The following is a 17520-nucleotide window of genomic DNA, read 5'->3' as shown; positions in this document are numbered from 1 at the left end:
TATTATTTATCATTCTTTTATCTTATTATCAGTATTATAGGATAAGGGAAAGCTTTTATAAGATTATTCTATAAAAGTTGAAAATAGCTGCTTTATACCATATTTAAAAGAGAGGAATAAAATCCTTTTTGTGCTTGTAAGGTAGATATGTATTCATTTTGTAGAAAAAACATCCACATACTTTTCCTTCTTTTGGGGATTATCTTTGTATTTAATTCTGGTGCATGGGGGAATCGGGGGGCACAAAGTACAATTGTCGAACAAACGATAGCTTCTTATTCAGTTGATGAAATTATTCAACAACAACTGTTGATTATTGAGACTCTTGAAGAAAATACTGAAACTTTAAAAAGAGATTTTGACAGAAAGCCAGAAGATGAGCGTGCTTTAGAAGAATTGCGGTTACGTGCACAAGATATCAGTGAACGTGCTATTGAGGCAGCATTTGTTTTGCGTCCTCCTCTTAATGAGATTAATACACTTCTTGATCAATTAACGGAGCTCCATCGTGACGTGAAAAAACTGAAAAGCTCAGTGAAGGAATATTCTTACTTGATAGAGCAAAAAGCTAAAATTAACAGTATCATGCTTCGTTTTGAAGCAATTTTCTTAGCAGCAAATAGAATAGCTGAACTTTCTATTTCTCAATCTCGGGAGCTTTTTAAACGCACGCTTACGTATAGGCTTGAGTTTTCGATTCCGATGGTTAAAAATCTCGCCCAAAAAACAAAAGAGGCTTCATCAGATTTTCTTTTGTTGTTAGATTCTTGGTGGAATTTTATATTTTATTTCAAGTTTTTACAACTATTTCTTTGCTTTTTAATTCCACTTTTTATTACTTTGGGTCTTTCGTATTTTTCTCAAAAAGTTCTTGTTCATGTGTATTGCCACTTTACGAAGTCTAATGAGGAAATATCTTATTTACAACGCTTATTGATTGCCTTTATTTCAGTTCTCTTACCTTCACTTGTATGTATTCTTTGCGTTTATCTTGTGTTGTTTTTGTTTCGTAGTTTTAACTTAGATCTAGGTAAGCTTACAACAGTTTTTGATATGATAGGTTGTCAAATTATTTTAGTATTTTTAATCAATCGCTTAGCGATTGTTCTTTTATCATCGAATATGCCCCATGTGCGTCTTCTCAGTATTGCACCATCATCTGCTTATCAATTAGTGATTTTACTCACTTCTTTAGGGGGTGTTTTGGCATTTGACGCTGTTCTTGATAGTATTTATGAAATCATTTCAGCGCCTCTATCTTTGACAATTGCTAAAAGTTTTATTGCTGTTTTTCTTGTAGCAATATTGCTGTTTATAATATCATTTGTACCTTTGCGGTTTAGACGTAGGCCTTTTCAAGGAGAAAAAAAAGAGCCATACTTTTGTCCATTTTACATACGCATTCCTCTTATTGGCTTGGGATTACTGCTCTTTGTATTGAATTTTTTAGGTTATGTTGGTCTTGCGCGTTTTATTATGCAGCAAATTATGATTGATGGAGCATTTTTAGTTCTCATGTATTTAGGAATACAAAGCGCTCAAGCACTTGGAACTAAAGACCAATTTATGAAAACAACGGTTGGTCACCTTTTGATGCAGAGGTTTCATTTAGAAGAAAAAACGATGAATCAATTGGGAGTTTTTGTGAGCGTTTTTCTCAATTTATTTGTTGTTATATTTTGTGCAATACCAATTGCTGTACAGTTTGGATTTTCCTATTCTGATTTAAAAGCAGTTTTGTGGCAATCGGTGACCGGTTTTCAGATTGGAAATATTACTCTTTCTTTGATTTCTCTTGTAACAGGAATGATTTCTTTTTGTGTTTGCTGGTTTCTTATTCGCCGATTTATTGGTTGGTTAGATAGTGTGGTGTTGGTTCATGGAGAGTTCGATTCTGGTATACGTAATTCTATCAAAACAGTGATAAGTTATGGAGGCATTGTTGTATCTGCTTTGACGGGATTATCAATGGCAGGTTTGGATCTTAGAAATTTCGCTCTTATTGCTGGAGGACTTTCACTGGGTATAGGTTTTGGTTTACAGAATATTGTCCAAAACTTTGTCTCTGGACTTATTATTTTAGTTGGAAGACCATTTAAAATAGGAGACTATATAGAATCTGGATCAGTAGCTGGTATTGTTAAGCGTATTAGTGTGCGTGCAACGGAACTTGAGACTATTCAGCGTAAGACGATTATTATTCCCAATTCAAGCCTTATTAATAATAATGTTAGTAATTGGACACGACGCAATAAAGTAGGACGAATTGATATACCAGTTATTGTATCATCTAAGGTTACTCCAGAGCATGTTGTTGAAATTTTGTTAGAGATTGCTTCTTCGACAGAAGGCGTTTTAAAAAATCCTATCCCACAGGTGAGTTTTACGGCATTTGATCGTAAGAGTTTTTCCTTTAATTTAGCTATTTATGTGCCTAATATTATTTCACCTTCTCATATAACCAACGCTCTTCGATTTAGCCTATATAAGCGTTTTGCTGAGGAAGGAATCTTAGAATGCTGAAATATACTTATGTTTTGATTACAGTTATTCTGTTAAGTATTTTTACCATAACAGCTTTTGCTGCAACAGTGAAGAATACTGATTTAAAGATACAATCTCTCATTGTTGTTGAAGGAAGTATACCTTCAAAAATTTCTTTAAATACTCATCAAACAATTACAATTTGTATGAAGGGATGTTTTATAACTTTTCCTAATAAAGACCGTTTTGCAATAAAGGCAGATGATAATATAGAAATCAATAGGGGAAGAGCAATTTTTAAATAAAATAATTGAGAATTTTTGTTTGGGGACAAGATTTAGAAGGATAATGATATTGTGCGTAATTAATAATCTCATCCTTTAGAAAATGGTAGAAAAAAGGTATGATTTTAGTATAAAATAGGTGTGATTTTTTATACTATGTAGAATCTACAGTTATGCATTTTTGATGTAAGATTATTGAGGTATTTATAATATTTTTAATGGATATCAATTTTCTAAAAATTATTACATCATTTTTAGAATTTTTTCTCATAAAAAATGCATAAAATGTACTATTTTGTGATTTTTTTGCAGTATTATTGGTACAAAATGTTTTATATTTTTTCCTTTTAAAAATATAATAGGTTTTTTTATTAAATATTTATTATTTGAAGTATTGATTATTATAATATTTTAAAATTTATTTGATAATATTAAATTTTGATGTAATGATATATTAGTATAGTGATAGATTTAAATGTAACTATAAAGGAGTACATGCGATTTTGCGGCATAAGATTTTATAAAACTTTGTTTTTCTAAATGTGATTTTTGATTATATTTAAATTTAGCAATGGGGTATAATTTTATGAATACAAAATTTATAACAGCATCTGTTTTTTCGTTAATTTCACCTTCTATAGTACAGGCTGCAGATGTGGTAGCTCACGAAGAGCCAGTACATGTTGCCTCAGAAGTTGTTGCTTCTTCACCTTTTTCTTGGGCAGGTTTTTATTTTGGGGGGCAAGTTGGGGGCTTTTCAAGTAAAATTTCTGCAATAACGCCTCATGTTGATATTCCTCTCCATCATACTGAGGAGAGTAAAAGTAAACCATGGATCCCCATCGAGAAACAGTATCTGCCCGATCTTTCTGGATTTATAGGTGGTTTTTATGCGGGTGTTAATTTTGATCTCGGTAATAATTTTATTATGGGGATTGATACGGATATCGTTTTAACGGAAAAAAAGGATACAAAAACAAAATTTCAGGCTGATGAATCGAGTGCTGGTGGGACTGATACTGATGGAAAGGACACTGAAGGATTGGGTACTAAAGAATCGGGTAGTGATACTGATGCAAGTACAGAAAAAAAAAGTCAAAAAAGGGCAAAACTTGTCAGGAGACAGGGTAGAGGCTTTTCTCGTTCTGCTACAGAGGCTAAAGAAGAGAAAGACAGTTTAACTTTTAATCATACGTTAAAACAAAAATGGACAGGTGCTACACGGGTGCGTGTTGGGTTTTCTGCAGGGCGTGTGATGCCTTATATTGCTGGTGGTGTTTCTTATGGACAGTTTCAAGATATTTTGTCGACAGTAATTACGGGAAGTGAGCCATTTAATAGGACATCGGATGTAACAAAAACGATGATGGGTTATACTCTCGGTGGTGGTGTTGATTTTGCAATGACAGACCATTTTGTTGTGCGTGCGGAATACCGTTACTCAGATTTTGGTAAAAAGAAATTTAAAGACGAGATTGAAGTTAAGTATAAGACGAATGATTTTCGCGCAGGAATAGCTTACAAATTCTAGTTTTGTAGGATAAAGGAGCTTAAATTTAAGAGGTCCTATTTCTTTGATAGGGCCTTTATTTTTTAATTTTATGCATTGCAAATACTATTTTATGGTGAAAAAAGGGAGCTTTGACTTTGAGTGAGAATGAGGAGGTAAGGAAGAGTTACTCAGATTCTTAATTGTTAAGAATGAAAAATTTTTAGTTCACGAGGTGTGGTTGAAATATTTGTTAGCAAAGAAGGATTAATTCGTCTTTCATATTATTACAGTTATCATTTTATAATATCGTTATAGAGTTACAAACAGTAAATTTAAAGAGAGTTTTTACTATCTAAGTAATGAGAAAATAAAGAAAATTCACATGGAGCGATGCGGGCGGCGTGCACGTTTGTGCACCAATTTTTTCTTCCCTTAGAACTCTCTACAATATCATCTGATAGCGCGGTTTATCTTTGTTCTATTTAATAACTAATTGTTTTTATTTATTTATTAAATTGCCTTTTATATATAATCTTTGTACCAGATGAAAGTGCTCTAAGTGCGATTCAAAAGATGGTTTTTAAAAGGTGGTTCGAAGAACAAGAACACGTGATAGACTGTCTGTCTTATCTGTATCTATCTAAAGGCAAATATGCTGACAAAGCTGGTTTATGGCTTATCAAAACTACACCAGATCAAGGATGATAGTTTTTTAGATTTTACCTCAATAAAAGACGACGAGAAATGGGATTAGGCTCTTGTAGCAAGATACCTTTAAAAGAAGCATGGTTCAAAACTTCAGCTTGTTGTGATCTTTTGGATCAAGGAATTGACCCAATTTGCCGAAAACAAAAAGAAAATTTGCGTCGGGCAGGGGAGGTATTTCTTTACGAGAAATTGCCTCCAGTGCGTTTTAAGCAAAAAAACGAATTGAAAAATGAAGGAAAAGCAGCAAGGTGGCTAATATCTCTTGAGTAACATGTTTTTCCTAAATTTGATGATACGCCAATTACTGAACTGACGCAAATTGATATAAAAGGATGCATTTCTCCCATTTGGAAGACAAAAAACGAAACAGCAAGTAAAACTCTATCCCACTTGAATATAGCTATAAAACATGCGGCGGCACTTGGTATAGATGTGGATATGCAATTAAAAGCAAAAGCTTTATTAGAAAAGTTTATTCAAAATACCAAAAATATCCAGCAATGCCATGGAAAAAATGCCTAAGTTTTTTCAATCTTAAAATGATGAGCTTGTATCAAATCTAGCCTTAACACTTCTTATTTTGACGGGGGGAGGGCGTTCTATTCCAATCAGGCATATTCGGTCAGAAGAGATTTATAGATCAATATGGATTATCCCAAAAGAAAATATGAAGAGAATTGTTGGAAAGGTTTCTGACTTTCATGTGCCGCTTACAGCTGAAGCGCTTGCTGTTATTGAAAAAGCAAAAAAATGTTTTTTTATTTGCTGAGAGTTCTGGAAAGCCTATATCGGATGTAGCACTTTCTAACTTCATGAAAGACAAAGGTTTTGATTATAGACTTCATGGTTTCAGATCGATTCTGCGGGACTGGATAGCAGAGACAACGTCAACACCATTTGAAATTGCAGAATCTGTTCTTGCGTATTCAGTTGAGAAGTCAGTGACAAAGGCTTACATGCTGACGGATTTTTTAGAACAGCGCCGTGTCCTCTTAGAACAATGGGCGTCTTTTATATCAGGAGAGGCTTGATAATATGTCTATTATCGAGTCAGGTGTCTAAGAAACACTTAAGCGATTAGCGGATAGATTACGATATAATCTCTCATTCCTTGTTTTAAAAGCGGGGAAGGGTAAAGCTTTCAGTTTTTGGTTAGTCACTGTTTTAAATGTGCACAGACATTGTCTATCACATCCATAAGACGAGCAAAATCAAGGATAAGCAAAAAGAGGATGAATACAATCCATTTTGTATAACGCGACATCACTTTTACACTTTTGTAGTTCATGATGATTTCTTGAAGTATTTCTTTTTCTGCTTCTGTAAGTTCTGTATCGTCTTGTGTTTTTTTTCTAGCCATGTTTCCACCCACACACGCGTTCACCTAGATTATTGTGCTTTAAGATCTCTCTTGCTAAGTTTGAACTGATGGCGTTCAGATCTTGCTGGCTTAAATAAATTGGCAACCAACCAACACAAGAAGAAGCATATTTATTTGTCGTGCAACCAGTCAGAGAGAGCAGCACGCACATCAGCATCACTTTTTTGATTAATTTCATTTTCTACCTCAAGACGGGTTGTGGCTGCTTTTAAAGCTTTTTCTGTTTGCTTTTGTTGCTCTGCTTTTTTCCCAAGAGTAAAAGCTCTTGCCAAGGCAATAAAAAAAGCGGCTAAAGCCGCACCTGTTACCATCAAGTTTCTTTTCATCCATAAGATCATAGACGATGCTCCTGAAAGCGTTTAGCAACAAAGAAAATACCAACACATGCGGCTAAAACCATAATGGTTGCCAAAGCCCATTGGATTGGTCCATTTCCAGCTAACAAACCACCAAGCCCAGAAAAAGAACCAATAATCGGTGCAAGTGCTTCTGCTTTGAAAAGCCCCGTTGGTGCTTGCGTTTCTACTGTTTGATAATTGGAGGAAACAAAAGCCCCTTTCGCCCATAAGCCTGTTTCTGCCGCACGCCGGTGTGCTAGACCTTCAAGACGCTTACCGCCTGCTTTGGTCCATTTCTGTAGCTCTGCAGGGACAGCTTCATATTCACCTTGATTGAGCTTTTTTAACAGTGTCGAGTTACAAAAGGCTCCTGTTCCTACATTATAGCAAAAGGACACTAACGCCACGAATTGTTCATCAGTTAATGAAACTGTAACCGCGCGTTCAACAGCATTATCAAATTGTCTTAAGTCTTGGCAAAGAAGTTCTTCTGCTTGCTTTTCAGGGATTGTCATGCTTTTGTGAACAAAAGGTTTTCCAGCACTGTTTGTATGTCCATAACCTATTGTCCACACCCCAATGGCATTTTTATAGGCGTTCAAACGCAAACCTTCCCATTGTTTAATAAGTGCTAGTCCTTCTGGTGATATTTTTTGCATGTGATTCTCCATAAAAAAAGCTCCGCAAAAAGCAGAGCTGGATTAAAAAATTGACATCTTTCTCATTCGGAAAGATAGCTTGTTAAAATCTATGTAGCATATAAACACAGATGTTTGTTGTCAAAAAAACACTATATTTTATAAAGTGGTTAGATTCATTAAAAGACAAACAAGCGCAAAAGAAGGTTGCTGCACGTATTTTTCGCCTTGAATATGGTCTTTTAGGTGATATGAAATATTTTCGTGAAATTGGAGAATTAAAACTAAATCACGAACCAGGCTATCGTGTTTATTTTTTCAAATAAAGATAAAGAGATTATCTTATTACTGAATGTTGGTGATAAATCTATACAACAAAAGGATATCGAAAAAGCTCTTCAATTAGTAAAGAAAATAAAACATGGAAATTACTAAATTTGATGCAAGTGAATATTTTAATACACCTAAAGATTTTAAGATTTTATTAGAGGATGCCTTCATAGGAGTAAAAAATTTCACAGATATGTCTTATAAACAAGCCAAAATCGCTTTGTTTTCTTTGAAAAAAAAGCAATGCTCGCAAATGAATCAAGCACAATAAGAGCAACAAACGGCGGTGTGAGATGGACAAAGAACAGCAGAATGTTTTCAAGCAAGGTTAGGGAAAGTCACCGCATCTAATGTCTACAACGTACTCAGTAAGACAGCAAAAGGTTTGCCTACAAGCAAATATGAAGACTACAAAACGAAACTCATGACAGAACGCTTAATAGAGGAAATAAGTCAATCTTATACAACACCTGCTATGCAATGGGGCATTGAACATGAAGAGAATGCCTTAAGAGAATATGAATTCATTTATGACACCAATGTCACAAGATGCGGGTTTATCCCCCACCCCAAAATGGAAATGGCGGGGGCTAGTCCTGATGGGTTGATTGGAGAGGACGGTTTAATCGAAGTCAAATGTCCACAATCAACCACGCATTTGCGTTTTTTTATGTATGACGAAATCAAACCAGAATATCACGCACAACTGCAATTCCAAATGGCATGCACTGGACGAAAGTGGTGTGATTTCATGAGCTATAATCCAAACTTTGTAGGCAAATCTACTGGTTTGAGAATGAAAATAAAACGCATTCTCCGTGATGAGAAACACATTGAAGAGATTAATAAAGCGGTCGAAATCTTTTTAGGGGAAATAGAACAAGAGATGCAAAAGATTTTGACAAAAGCCGCTTAAACCTATGGGGGTGCTCTCTCCTTCTCCTCTTTCCTAAGCATCCCCACCCATTTAATTAATATAAAAAAGAGAAAGGTAATGAGATGATATTTGATGATGGAGATAGATGGGAATTTTAAAATAATATAAGATAAAGTTCTTATATTATTTTAAGAATATAATTATTATGTAACGACACGTGAGTGTGTACAGCTTTTTAGTGTATCCACAACAACGATTCGCAATTTGGTGCTTCCAAGGGGGTGTTTCTCGGAGCCATATAAGCTAGGGAGAGCAGTGAGGTGGAGAAAAGAAAGAGATCTTAACCTTCACTCCAAAGAAAAATAAGGAGCAAATAAGAACAAATTAGATAAAATTATATAAACTGTAGAAGGTGGTCTAAAAATGGCTATTTAAAGAAAAAAATCTATATATTTCAATATATTAAAGATACAAAATGGTGCCCAAAAGAGGACTCGAACCTCCACGCCTTACGGCACAGGTACCTGAAACCTGCGCGTCTACCAATTCCGCCATCTGGGCTCATAAAATTCATCTAAGCGCATGACGCAATTCTGTCAATAAAATTATAGAATTTATTTTTTCAGCTTAAAACGATTGAATTGAATTTTTGGGGAGATCATGATTTTAGAAGTTTAAGGTGTGAGGACTTTCTTTGATAAAATTGTTGAATCCGGATTAAATGTGTAAATAATAGGAATACCGGTCGCTAATTCTTGAGATATAATTTCCTCACCGGAGAGACCTTCAAGTGCCATAATAAGAGCACGAAGAGAATTTCCATGCGCTGCGATTAAAACAGTTTGGGAGCGCAAAATATGAGGCTGGATATGGTAAAGATAATAAGGCCAGATGCGTGCACCGGTGTCGCGTAGGCTTTCTCCATTCGGGGGTGCAATTGTGTAGGAGCGGCGCCACATTTGCACTTGCTCTTGCCCCCATTGTTGGCGTACTTCATCTTTATTTAAACCAGAAAGATCACCATAATTACGTTCATTTAATGCAGGATTTTTTATCACTTCTAAATCTGATTGTCCCATTTGCTCTAAAATGTGCTGAGCGGTTTTTTGAGCACGCTGTAAGGCTGATGTATAAGCGATATCAAACTTCAAACCATATTCTTTCAGTTTTTTTCCTGCTGCTATCGCTTCGGCATGACCTTTTTCTGTTAAATCAGGATCTTTCCAACCGGTAAAAAGGTTTTTGAGATTCCATTCACTTTGTCCATGACGAATTAGTGTAAGTATGCGTCCCATTATGCATTGCCTCTATTCTATTGATTGTTTAAAATTCATCGTTCAATCCCAAAACATCGAACATTGAATAAAGACCGCTTTCATGATTTTGTGCCCATAAAGCTGCTTTTAATGCGCCATTGGCAAAGATAGAGCGTTCTTGCGCTGTATGTGAAAGAACAATGCGCTCATTGGAGCCGGCAAAAATGACACTGTGTTCTCCAACAACTGTCCCACCACGTGAACAGGAAAAGCCAATGGTGCCTTTTTTGCGTTTACCTATATGACCATTGCGTTCGTTGACACGCACATTTTTAAGCATAACATTGCGCCCTTCAGCTGCTGCTTGGCCAAGAAGAAGGGCTGTTCCAGAAGGGGCGTCAACTTTGTTAGCATGATGCATTTCATAAACTTCGATATCAAAATCATCGGCTTCTAATGCTTTAGCGGCTTTCTTTACAAGGTTGGCTAAAAGATTTATTCCAAGGCTCATATTTCCGGATTTGACAATTGTTGTATATTTCGCAAAATCTGCAATTTTTTCTTCTTCTGTTTTGCTAAATCCTGTGGTGCCAATAATATGGACAAGGCTTTTTTGAGCAGCGTAGTTAGCATAAAGAATACTGGCTTCTGGTTGTGAAAAATCTAAAATACCTTCTGTATTAGAAAAGGCATTTTCGGGATCGTCAGTGATACCAATCCCAAGAGAATCTGAACCAATTAAGGCACTGGCATCTTTTCCTACAAACGGTGAGCCTTTGCGTACAAGAACAGCACAAAGTTCTACATCTCTCCTCTGCTGGATTGTTGTAATGAGTTCACGTCCCATTCTTCCATTTGCACCAACAACTGTAAGGCGCATTTTTATCTCCTTATAATACTTTACTGTGCAGTATAGGCAAATTCTTGCCTTCTTTCCAATGGTTCTTTTTCTTTATAGAAAAATTTTTTTCCTGCTTTAATTTATCTTGTTGTGCTGTAGAATACTGTTGTTTAGAGCAAGTGATATAAGATCTGCAAATTTAAATAGAGATGTTTTTCGTTAGAGTGTGTGATGAATATTCCTAAGTAAGGTTTGCTTATGTCACCTAAAGGAGATTGTGTATTACTTTACGCTTTTGTTTCTTTCGTTCTTTAAGGGGGGAGCGTTCTTCATGCAAAACAAGATCTCCAAAACAAAATACACCTATGTGGTTAATTCATGCGCTTTTCTTAAAGAAATATTTATCAATTCTTCTAAACTTATTTTATGATAGTGCTCGTGAGTGGTATCACGAGAGAGTATCCATGAATAATATAACATCTATTCTGCGCCACTATCTTTATGCTTCATAAATAGAGAAAATTAGCATTATCACGTTTTGTTAGCCTTTAATGTTTTAATAATTCTTGGCACTTAGGCATTTTCATTCTTTTCTTTAATATTCTTTCATTTACCAATTCCATTTGTGACGCATAAGAAAGCGATTTTGATTGTTTTAAATGTGATGAAGGTAATGAGAAAAAGGTATTTGGAATTGATGATTAAAGTAAAAAAAACGATTATTTATCATTGTATATCAATATGTTACCCATAAATAAAATCACGTAAAAAGGGGATAAAAACAAGGGGCTAACAAGAAGTTGGATTGTTTACACACGAGAGTTGGTCGGATTCTTCATCTTTTAGGAAAGTCAGTTTAAAAAATTGTTATGTTGTAAAAACGCATGATGAGGATTTTTTTATTATAGAGCAAATAGTATATATGTTATGCAATGCGTTTTTTCATATATTGGGGAGACTTGAGGATAACATGCGTTAAATATTGTTATTTTATTTGCCTAGCTTCTAATGATGCTACAGCTCTTGTATTTAAAGAGAGTCGTTAAAATGCTTTCTTAAATATTTTTTATTCCTGTGCTAATCTTTTTTTGTGACACGATAAGAAAGTATTTTTTTTGATTCAATTATAATGGGTCTTATTCCCTGTTGAATACGATTATAAATCATTATATCGTTTATACGCATGCATAAAAATTCATAAACCTATAAATATCCTTTAGATAAAATATCACTTTTATTTTTGTTTGTGAGAGAAGGCTAGAAATCAAGATCTGCATAGTGAGCACTTGCAACAATTCCGCGGATGCGATCTGTTAAAAGAGAACGAAAAGAAGGGCGTGATTTTATTCTCATATACCAGTCTTTGGCAGCAGGAGATTGTTCCCAGTCAATTTCCCCTAGAAAGTCAAGTACAGAAATAGAGGCTGCTGCTGCTAGATCTGCATAGGACAAGGCAGAACCGACTAAGCTATCGCGAGAGGCACAGAGCCAATTGAGATAGTTCATATGTGGTAAAATATTGGCACGTGCATTGCGTAAAATTTGTGAATTAGGGGCACCACCGCCAATGGCAAGTGGCATTTCACGTTTATGGATTCGTTCTCGTACGATATGGCGCGTTGCTTCATTTTCGAATTTATTTAAGAACCAGTCATTGAGACGGCGTACTTCCGCACGATCTAAAGGATTTTCCGGAAAGAGCTTATTTTCTTGTCGTAAACTTCCATGTGTTTCGTCTAAATATTCGCAGATAACAAGAGGACCTGATAATGGAACCTCGTGTTCATCGAGAAAAACAGGAACATGACCAGCGGGATTGAGGGCTAGAAATTCGTGTCTTCTTGCCCATTCATATTCTTCAATCAGTTGAGTGGTTACACCATATTCCCCAAGAATGAGGCGTATGAAGCGCGAGGCAGCGGATAGGGGAGAGTGAAAAAGTGTCAGCATAATTTACACTATCAAATAGAGTTGAAGAGAATTCTTTCAAGTAATCATTTTTATAAAGATGCTTGACTAGAAGTACAAGATCATTAGTAGCTGCTAGTAATTATAATTAATAAATTGTTAATGACTAGGAATTGTTCTCTTATGCGATGGTTTGCAAAATGGCAGCACGTAATTCTTCTAAACCGATAGCTTTTTCTGAAGAGGTTACAAGAAGCTCAGGATAAGCTGCTGGGCGTTTAAGAAGCTTTGTTTGTGTGCTCATAATTAATTTTTCCAAGGCATTTGATTTGATTTTATCGCTTTTTGTCAAAACAATTTGATAAGAAACGGCTGCTTTATCAAGGAGAGCAAGAACATCTTCATCATTATTTTTGATTCCGTGCCGTGAATCAATCAAGATATATACACGTTTTAACGTTGTGCGCCCCCGTAAATAGCTAAAAATCAAATTTTTCCACTCATCAACAAGATTTTTAGGAGCAGCAGCAAAACCATAACCAGGCATATCTACTAATGCTAGAGGGGGAAGGTCTCCTAGTTGCCCACTGAAGCCATCGGGGACAAAATAATTAAGCTCTTGAGTCCGTCCTGGTGTATTTGAGGTACGTGCTAAGCTTTTTTGTTGAACGAGTGCGTTGATTAAAGATGATTTTCCAACATTGGAACGTCCTGCAAATGCAATTTCTGGTGGTCCTTCGGGGGGGAGAAAGCGTATTGCTGGTACACCACGAATAAAAATCCAATTGCGAGAAAAAATTCCAGAAAGGGAAGAATCTCTTGTCATTCATGCACTTCTTTTTTGGGTGATCTTCTCCAGATGGCTTTTAAATTATCAAAAAGCTCAATTTTAACTCCTTGGCGCTTCATCATGATACCTTGCTGAATGATTGATAATATATTGTTCCATGCCCAATAGATGACGAGACCAACAGGGAAAGAGGCGAGCATAAAAGTAAAGACAACAGGCATCCATGTGAATATCATCGCTTGGGTTTGGTCTTGAGGAGCGGGATTCATACGCATTTGTAAAAACATCGTTATTCCCATAATCAAAGGCCATGCACCAATCATAAGAAATGTTGGCGTTGTATATGGCAAGAGACCAAACAAGTTAAAAAGAGAAGTTGGATCGGGTGCCGCTAAATCTTTAATCCAGCCAAAGAAAGGGGCATGGCGCATTTCAATGGTGATATAGAGAACTTTATAAAGAGCAAAGAATATTGGGAATTGAACCAACATCGGCCAACAGCCTGCAAGGGGATTTATTTTTTCGGTTTTATATAGTTCTATTATTGCCTTTTGTTGTTTGGTTTGGTCATCGGGATACTTTTCTTTTATTTCTAGCAACCGCGGTTGTAAAAGCTTCATGCGTGCCATAGATTTATAAGATTTATTGGCTAAAGGGAAAAGAAGAGTTTTTAAGAGCACTGTGACAAGAAGGATGGCGATACCAAAATTCCCTGTTTGTTTATAAAGAATATCAATGAGGGAAAACATTGGTTTGGTGATGAAATCAAACCAGCCCCAATCAATTAAAAGAGCAAACTTTTTGATTTTTAGGTCATTTTGATAACTATTAATAATTTCAACTTGTTTTGCACCAGCAAAAAGACGATTTGTAACAGTTTTTGTTTCATTTGGGGCAATCGTTAAAAGCGACCCTAGCAAGTCAGACTGATAATGTGTTTGCAAACGATCAAAATAAATAAAACGGCTTGTATATTCTTTATTTTGCGGGGGAATAACTGCTACAGCCCAATATTTATCGGTAATACCAATCCAACCTCCTGTTACTTTGGAAAAAGTCACGCTCTTTTGCCCATTATCAGGATTTGGGTCAAGCTCTGCTAAGGTTTTATATTTTTCAGTTTTGAGCGAATCTCCAGCAATACCTATCATACCTTCATGAAGTAAATAGGTTGCATTTGTATGTTCTGGTGGTGCAGCACGTGCAACGCGGGCATAGGACGAGAGATGTATTGGTTGATCACTTTCATTGCTGATAGAATCCTCAATGGTAAACATGAAATGATCATCAACAGAAAGGGTCCGTCGGAAGATTTGTCCCTGTCCATTATTATAAATTAAAGTGATAGGTGTTGAAGGAGTCAGGATTGTATTGTTTCCCTCTACTTGCCATTTTGTATCCGATTGTGGCAAGGCTTTTGCTGGCAAAGACGCACTTGCAAAACCAAATTCAGCAAGGTAGGTCGTTTTGAAACCTTTAGGGTTTAGCAAATCGATTTCCGGTGATTTTTTATCGACTGTTAAACGATATTTTTTGAGGTGAAGATCATCAAATTGTGCACCAACAAGATTAATAGAGCCTTCCAGTTCATTGGTTTGGATCGCAATACGCTCTGTTTTGGCCAATACAGCTTTCCGGATTTCAGGTGTCATTGGCTGTTCGATGATAGATGTTGCTTGATGCGTTGAGGTATCGTCAGAAAAATCCGTCGTGGTAGTAGAAAGGGCTGATTGTTGTTTTGACAATTGCTGTGTGATGACATGTTGTTTTTGTAACTTTGCTTGTTTGGGAGCAACATGAAGAAATTGCCATGCGATGAGCACTACGAAAGATAAGCCAATAGCGATAAAGAAATTGCGGTTATATTCCATCCGTACACCCTTGTTGTTGTTGCTGATGTTTTATTTTTGGTTTTATTCGCCGATTTAATTCACTAATCAAGGATGTAAAAGGCGCATGTAACACATCACGGTACGCTACAATGACATAATCTGTTCCTGCTTCCATGTGGTTTGTTACACCAACTCTCACGGCTTCACGCAAGCGCCTTTTAATACGATTACGTTTCACAGCATTACCGTTTTTACGAGTAACAGTGAAGCCTACACGTGCAAAAAGAGAATCTTTTCTTTCTGTTGTTTGTTCACGAGATTTAACTTCGAGCAAAAATAAAGGACCACGTCGTTTTTCTCCTGTACGGGCAGCCAAAAAATCTGCTCTTTTGCGAATACGGCAGGGATGTTTTTTCTTCATAAAAGAACATTTCGCAATTTCACTAAATGCCTGCAAGCAGGCATTAGAGGTTCATAATGAAAGTTTCACAACGAAGAAATGATGAGCAATTCTCAACGGTTGTGAAAATTTAAATGGTTAGGCAGAGAGCCGCTTACGTCCACGAGCACGTCTTGCAGCAATAACTTTACGTCCTCCAGCTGTAGCCATGCGTGCACGAAACCCATGGCGGCGTTTACGGACAAGTTTAGAGGGTTGGTAAGTACGTTTCATTTATTTAAATACCGCGGAGTGCGGCCCTTCTTAATCTTCGTTTTATGAGCAGTTATGCGCGAGAGGGATAATTTTATCCTATCATACGGCTGTTAACCCATAAGGAAAAATATAAAAAAAGTCAATCTTAGATTGTTTTTCTCTCTCTTGAAAGAATACAAAACACCTTATAACTGTCTGTGACACTTTTTTACAATACTGTAAGAGTGTTAGAAAATAACAATTGAATCTACAGAACGTAAATGGCTAGGGCGTTAAAGAATTAAAGAAAGTGCGACTGATTACTGTATGCTCAATTTAAAATATCCTTTAATATTAAGAGTTTTTTTTACAAAATTTTTATCAGAATATTCATTAAAGTGGTTGTAGCACAAACATGATTAATAGGATTTATATCAGATTTTATGTTTGAGCTTCTTTATTTAAGGATGATTTCATATTTTTAAAGAGAGTAAGATATAAGTAATGTATACTTTATAATGCTGAGTAAAGTAGAAAATTATCAGGTGATAAGCCTGTAAGTATTTTTTGTTCTTATGCTTGTATTTGCTGGTATTTTTATAGAGAGGAAAGAACGTGGATCCTATCACAAGTGAAGCTGTCCGCAACGTATTACGTACAATCAAAGGACCAGATCTTGAAAGCGATATTGTGTCGTTGGGTCTTCTTTCAGAAATATTGATTGCTGATGGTAAGGTTTTCTTTTCTATTACAGTTCCTGATGGAGGTGTGCAAGAATGGGAATCATTGCGTCGTTCTGCTGAAAAGATGGTATGTGCCTTGGAAGGAGTGAAATCTGTTGTTGTCACACTTACAGCAGAAAAAACAACAAAGGCAGTACCTAGACGGAGAGCAAATCTCTTACCGATCAAAATGCCCATAGAAGGTGTGCGGCATGTGATTGCTGTTGCTTCTGGAAAAGGAGGGGTAGGAAAATCTACGATGGCAGTAAATATCGCCTTAGCTTTACAAGATTCTGGTTTCAAGACGGGGGTGATGGATGCTGATATTTATGGTCCTTCGTTGCCACGTTTGACAGGACTTGTTAATCAAAAACCACAGCTTATTGGAGAAAAAAAGATTCAACCTCTTGAAAAATTCGGACTTAAATTGATGTCGATGGGATTTTTGGTTGAGGAAGAAAAGCCGGTAGTATGGCGTGGTCCTATGGTTATGGCAGCTGTAACGCAATTGTTACGAGATGTTGTATGGGGCCCTCTGGACATTTTAGTCGTTGATATGCCGCCCGGTACAGGGGATGCACAATTAACGCTTGCTCAACAGGTACAATTAACAGGTGCGTTGGTTGTCTCTACGCCCCAAGATCTTGCTTTAGTGGATGCGCGTAAAGCAATAGAAATGTTCATGAAAGTCAATGTTCCTATTTTAGGACTCATTGAGAATATGAGTTATTTTATCGCTCCTGATACAGGAAAACGCTATGATATTTTTGGCTATGGTGGTGCACGGGCAGAAGCGGAACGTCGAGAAGTCCCTTTCTTAGCGGAAATACCGCTTGATGCGGCTTTAAGATTTTCTTCAGATGAGGGGGTCCCTATTTTTGTTGCTAAGCCTAGTGAAGAGCATGCTAAACTATATCGTAAAATTGTTGATCAAATAAAAAATCAACTCTTTTGAATGTTTTTTTAAGAGAGTTTATTAAAACACAATCATGAAAGACATAAAAA

18 protein-coding genes, 1 tRNA gene and 2 pseudogenes are annotated in these 17520 nt (G+C 36.2%); 10 read left to right on the top strand and 11 right to left on the bottom strand.

From position 1 onward, the window contains the following. Positions 1 to 147: 147 nt before the first annotated feature. The 5 genes from ACFILN_RS03110 to ACFILN_RS03090 all read left to right on the top strand — a co-directional run bounded on the left by ACFILN_RS03110 (position 148) and on the right by ACFILN_RS03090 (position 5999). Complete coding sequence (locus ACFILN_RS03110) at positions 148 to 2523, top strand: mechanosensitive ion channel domain-containing protein (RefSeq protein ID WP_375670838.1); 2376 nt, start codon at positions 148 to 150, stop codon at positions 2521 to 2523. Further along, positions 2517 to 2789, top strand: coding sequence for a hypothetical protein (locus ACFILN_RS03105; protein WP_273790700.1), 273 nt, complete (start codon positions 2517 to 2519; stop codon positions 2787 to 2789). The genes ACFILN_RS03110 and ACFILN_RS03105 overlap by 7 nt, the downstream gene beginning before the upstream one ends. Positions 2790 to 3354: 565 nt before the next feature. Then, on the top strand, positions 3355 to 4299 hold the full coding sequence (locus tag ACFILN_RS03100) for an outer membrane protein (RefSeq protein ID WP_375670835.1): 945 nt from the start codon (positions 3355 to 3357) through the stop codon (positions 4297 to 4299). A gap of 969 nt (positions 4300 to 5268) precedes the next feature. Next, entirely contained in the window at positions 5269 to 5490 is a 222-nt protein-coding gene (locus tag ACFILN_RS03095; RefSeq protein ID WP_375631243.1) for a hypothetical protein, read from the top strand. A gap of 179 nt (positions 5491 to 5669) precedes the next feature. After that, positions 5670 to 5999: a hypothetical protein gene (locus tag ACFILN_RS03090; RefSeq protein WP_375670833.1), complete on the top strand. Its 330-nt coding sequence runs from the start codon at positions 5670 to 5672 to the stop codon at positions 5997 to 5999. A 125-nt stretch (positions 6000 to 6124) separates the two neighbouring features. Here ACFILN_RS03090 and ACFILN_RS03085 read toward each other — a convergent pair whose 3' ends face one another. The 3 genes from ACFILN_RS03085 to ACFILN_RS03075 form a co-directional block, all read right to left on the bottom strand. Continuing rightward, entirely contained in the window at positions 6125 to 6328 is a 204-nt protein-coding gene (locus tag ACFILN_RS03085; RefSeq protein ID WP_375663181.1) for a hypothetical protein, read from the bottom strand. 131 nt (positions 6329 to 6459) lie between these two features. After that, positions 6460 to 6687 carry a hypothetical protein gene (locus ACFILN_RS03080; RefSeq protein ID WP_375670831.1) on the bottom strand — a complete coding sequence of 76 codons (228 nt, stop codon included), beginning with the start codon at positions 6685 to 6687 and terminating at the stop codon, positions 6460 to 6462. After that, positions 6684 to 7346: a lysozyme gene (locus ACFILN_RS03075; protein ID WP_375670830.1), complete on the bottom strand. Its 663-nt coding sequence runs from the start codon at positions 7344 to 7346 to the stop codon at positions 6684 to 6686. Before ACFILN_RS03075 ends, ACFILN_RS03080 begins: the two co-directional genes overlap by 4 nt. A 110-nt stretch (positions 7347 to 7456) precedes the next feature. On the opposite strand from ACFILN_RS03075, the gene ACFILN_RS03070 reads away from it, so the two are divergent. From ACFILN_RS03070 to ACFILN_RS03055, 4 genes and pseudogenes are all read left to right on the top strand, one after another. Further along, a complete protein-coding gene (locus tag ACFILN_RS03070; RefSeq protein WP_375631215.1) occupies positions 7457 to 7651 on the top strand; it encodes a hypothetical protein in 195 nt (64 codons plus the stop codon). Between the two features lie 95 nt (positions 7652 to 7746). Then, positions 7747 to 7926 carry a hypothetical protein gene (locus ACFILN_RS03065; protein ID WP_273790706.1) on the top strand — a complete coding sequence of 60 codons (180 nt, stop codon included), beginning with the start codon at positions 7747 to 7749 and terminating at the stop codon, positions 7924 to 7926. A gap of 27 nt (positions 7927 to 7953) precedes the next feature. Next, positions 7954 to 8571, top strand: a pseudogene (locus ACFILN_RS03060) (lambda exonuclease family protein); the annotation flags it as partial. Positions 8572 to 8736: 165 nt separating this feature from the next. Beyond that, positions 8737 to 8920: pseudogene (locus ACFILN_RS03055) on the top strand (helix-turn-helix transcriptional regulator); the annotation flags it as partial. 88 nt (positions 8921 to 9008) lie between these two features. Here the strand turns inward: ACFILN_RS03055 and ACFILN_RS03050 are convergent. From ACFILN_RS03050 to rpmH, 8 genes are all read right to left on the bottom strand, one after another. Then, positions 9009 to 9093: transfer RNA gene (locus tag ACFILN_RS03050), tRNA-Leu, on the bottom strand. Positions 9094 to 9206: 113 nt separating this feature from the next. Further along, positions 9207 to 9827, bottom strand: coding sequence for a 2,3-bisphosphoglycerate-dependent phosphoglycerate mutase (locus ACFILN_RS03045; RefSeq protein ID WP_273790707.1), 621 nt, complete (start codon positions 9825 to 9827; stop codon positions 9207 to 9209). 28 nt (positions 9828 to 9855) lie between these two features. Next, positions 9856 to 10668: a 4-hydroxy-tetrahydrodipicolinate reductase gene (gene dapB / locus ACFILN_RS03040; protein ID WP_375637835.1), complete on the bottom strand. Its 813-nt coding sequence runs from the start codon at positions 10666 to 10668 to the stop codon at positions 9856 to 9858. Positions 10669 to 11886: 1218 nt separating this feature from the next. Further along, a complete protein-coding gene (locus tag ACFILN_RS03035; RefSeq protein WP_375631213.1) occupies positions 11887 to 12579 on the bottom strand; it encodes a glutathione S-transferase family protein in 693 nt (230 codons plus the stop codon). Between the two features lie 139 nt (positions 12580 to 12718). After that, positions 12719 to 13363: a ribosome biogenesis GTP-binding protein YihA/YsxC gene (yihA, locus tag ACFILN_RS03030; RefSeq protein ID WP_273790710.1), complete on the bottom strand. Its 645-nt coding sequence runs from the start codon at positions 13361 to 13363 to the stop codon at positions 12719 to 12721. Next, complete coding sequence (gene yidC / locus ACFILN_RS03025; RefSeq protein WP_375660940.1) at positions 13360 to 15198, bottom strand: membrane protein insertase YidC; 1839 nt, start codon at positions 15196 to 15198, stop codon at positions 13360 to 13362. Before yidC ends, yihA begins: the two co-directional genes overlap by 4 nt. Beyond that, entirely contained in the window at positions 15188 to 15580 is a 393-nt protein-coding gene (gene rnpA, locus ACFILN_RS03020; protein ID WP_273790712.1) for a ribonuclease P protein component, read from the bottom strand. The genes yidC and rnpA overlap by 11 nt, the downstream gene beginning before the upstream one ends. A gap of 117 nt (positions 15581 to 15697) precedes the next feature. Next, complete coding sequence (gene rpmH, locus ACFILN_RS03015) at positions 15698 to 15832, bottom strand: 50S ribosomal protein L34 (protein ID WP_005864709.1); 135 nt, start codon at positions 15830 to 15832, stop codon at positions 15698 to 15700. Between the two features lie 576 nt (positions 15833 to 16408). Between rpmH and ACFILN_RS03010 the strand changes: the two genes are divergently transcribed. Then, complete coding sequence (locus ACFILN_RS03010) at positions 16409 to 17470, top strand: Mrp/NBP35 family ATP-binding protein (protein ID WP_375637833.1); 1062 nt, start codon at positions 16409 to 16411, stop codon at positions 17468 to 17470. The last annotated feature ends 50 nt before the right edge of the window (positions 17471 to 17520 follow it).

Source organism: Bartonella sp. CL434QHHD, from assembly GCF_042195145.1.
Classification (GTDB): Bacteria; Pseudomonadota; Alphaproteobacteria; order Rhizobiales; family Rhizobiaceae; genus Bartonella.
Note: the sequence above shows the minus strand (reverse complement) of the source record. Positions and strands in the feature narration are given on the sequence as shown.

Bases quoted from the DNA above. Each gene is read 5' to 3' on its own strand.
- ACFILN_RS03045 (WP_273790707.1), bottom strand. From the start codon at position 9,827: ATGGGACGCATACTTACACTAATTCGTCATGGACAAAGTGAATGGAAT.
- yihA (WP_273790710.1), bottom strand. From the start codon at position 13,363: ATGACAAGAGATTCTTCCCTTTCTGGAATTTTTTCTCGCAATTGGATT.
- ACFILN_RS03090 (WP_375670833.1), top strand. From the start codon at position 5,670: ATGTGCCGCTTACAGCTGAAGCGCTTGCTGTTATTGAAAAAGCAAAAA.
- ACFILN_RS03110 (WP_375670838.1), top strand. From the start codon at position 148: ATGTATTCATTTTGTAGAAAAAACATCCACATACTTTTCCTTCTTTTG.
- ACFILN_RS03070 (WP_375631215.1), top strand. From the start codon at position 7,457: ATGTTTGTTGTCAAAAAAACACTATATTTTATAAAGTGGTTAGATTCA.
- dapB (WP_375637835.1), bottom strand. From the start codon at position 10,668: ATGCGCCTTACAGTTGTTGGTGCAAATGGAAGAATGGGACGTGAACTC.
- ACFILN_RS03065 (WP_273790706.1), top strand. From the start codon at position 7,747: ATGGAAATTACTAAATTTGATGCAAGTGAATATTTTAATACACCTAAA.
- rnpA (WP_273790712.1), bottom strand. From the start codon at position 15,580: ATGAAGAAAAAACATCCCTGCCGTATTCGCAAAAGAGCAGATTTTTTG.
- ACFILN_RS03105 (WP_273790700.1), top strand. From the start codon at position 2,517: ATGCTGAAATATACTTATGTTTTGATTACAGTTATTCTGTTAAGTATT.
- ACFILN_RS03035 (WP_375631213.1), bottom strand. From the start codon at position 12,579: ATGCTGACACTTTTTCACTCTCCCCTATCCGCTGCCTCGCGCTTCATA.
- ACFILN_RS03100 (WP_375670835.1), top strand. From the start codon at position 3,355: ATGAATACAAAATTTATAACAGCATCTGTTTTTTCGTTAATTTCACCT.
- ACFILN_RS03075 (WP_375670830.1), bottom strand. From the start codon at position 7,346: ATGCAAAAAATATCACCAGAAGGACTAGCACTTATTAAACAATGGGAA.
- rpmH (WP_005864709.1), bottom strand. From the start codon at position 15,832: ATGAAACGTACTTACCAACCCTCTAAACTTGTCCGTAAACGCCGCCAT.
- yidC (WP_375660940.1), bottom strand. From the start codon at position 15,198: ATGGAATATAACCGCAATTTCTTTATCGCTATTGGCTTATCTTTCGTA.
- ACFILN_RS03080 (WP_375670831.1), bottom strand. From the start codon at position 6,687: ATGATCTTATGGATGAAAAGAAACTTGATGGTAACAGGTGCGGCTTTA.
- ACFILN_RS03085 (WP_375663181.1), bottom strand. From the start codon at position 6,328: ATGGCTAGAAAAAAAACACAAGACGATACAGAACTTACAGAAGCAGAA.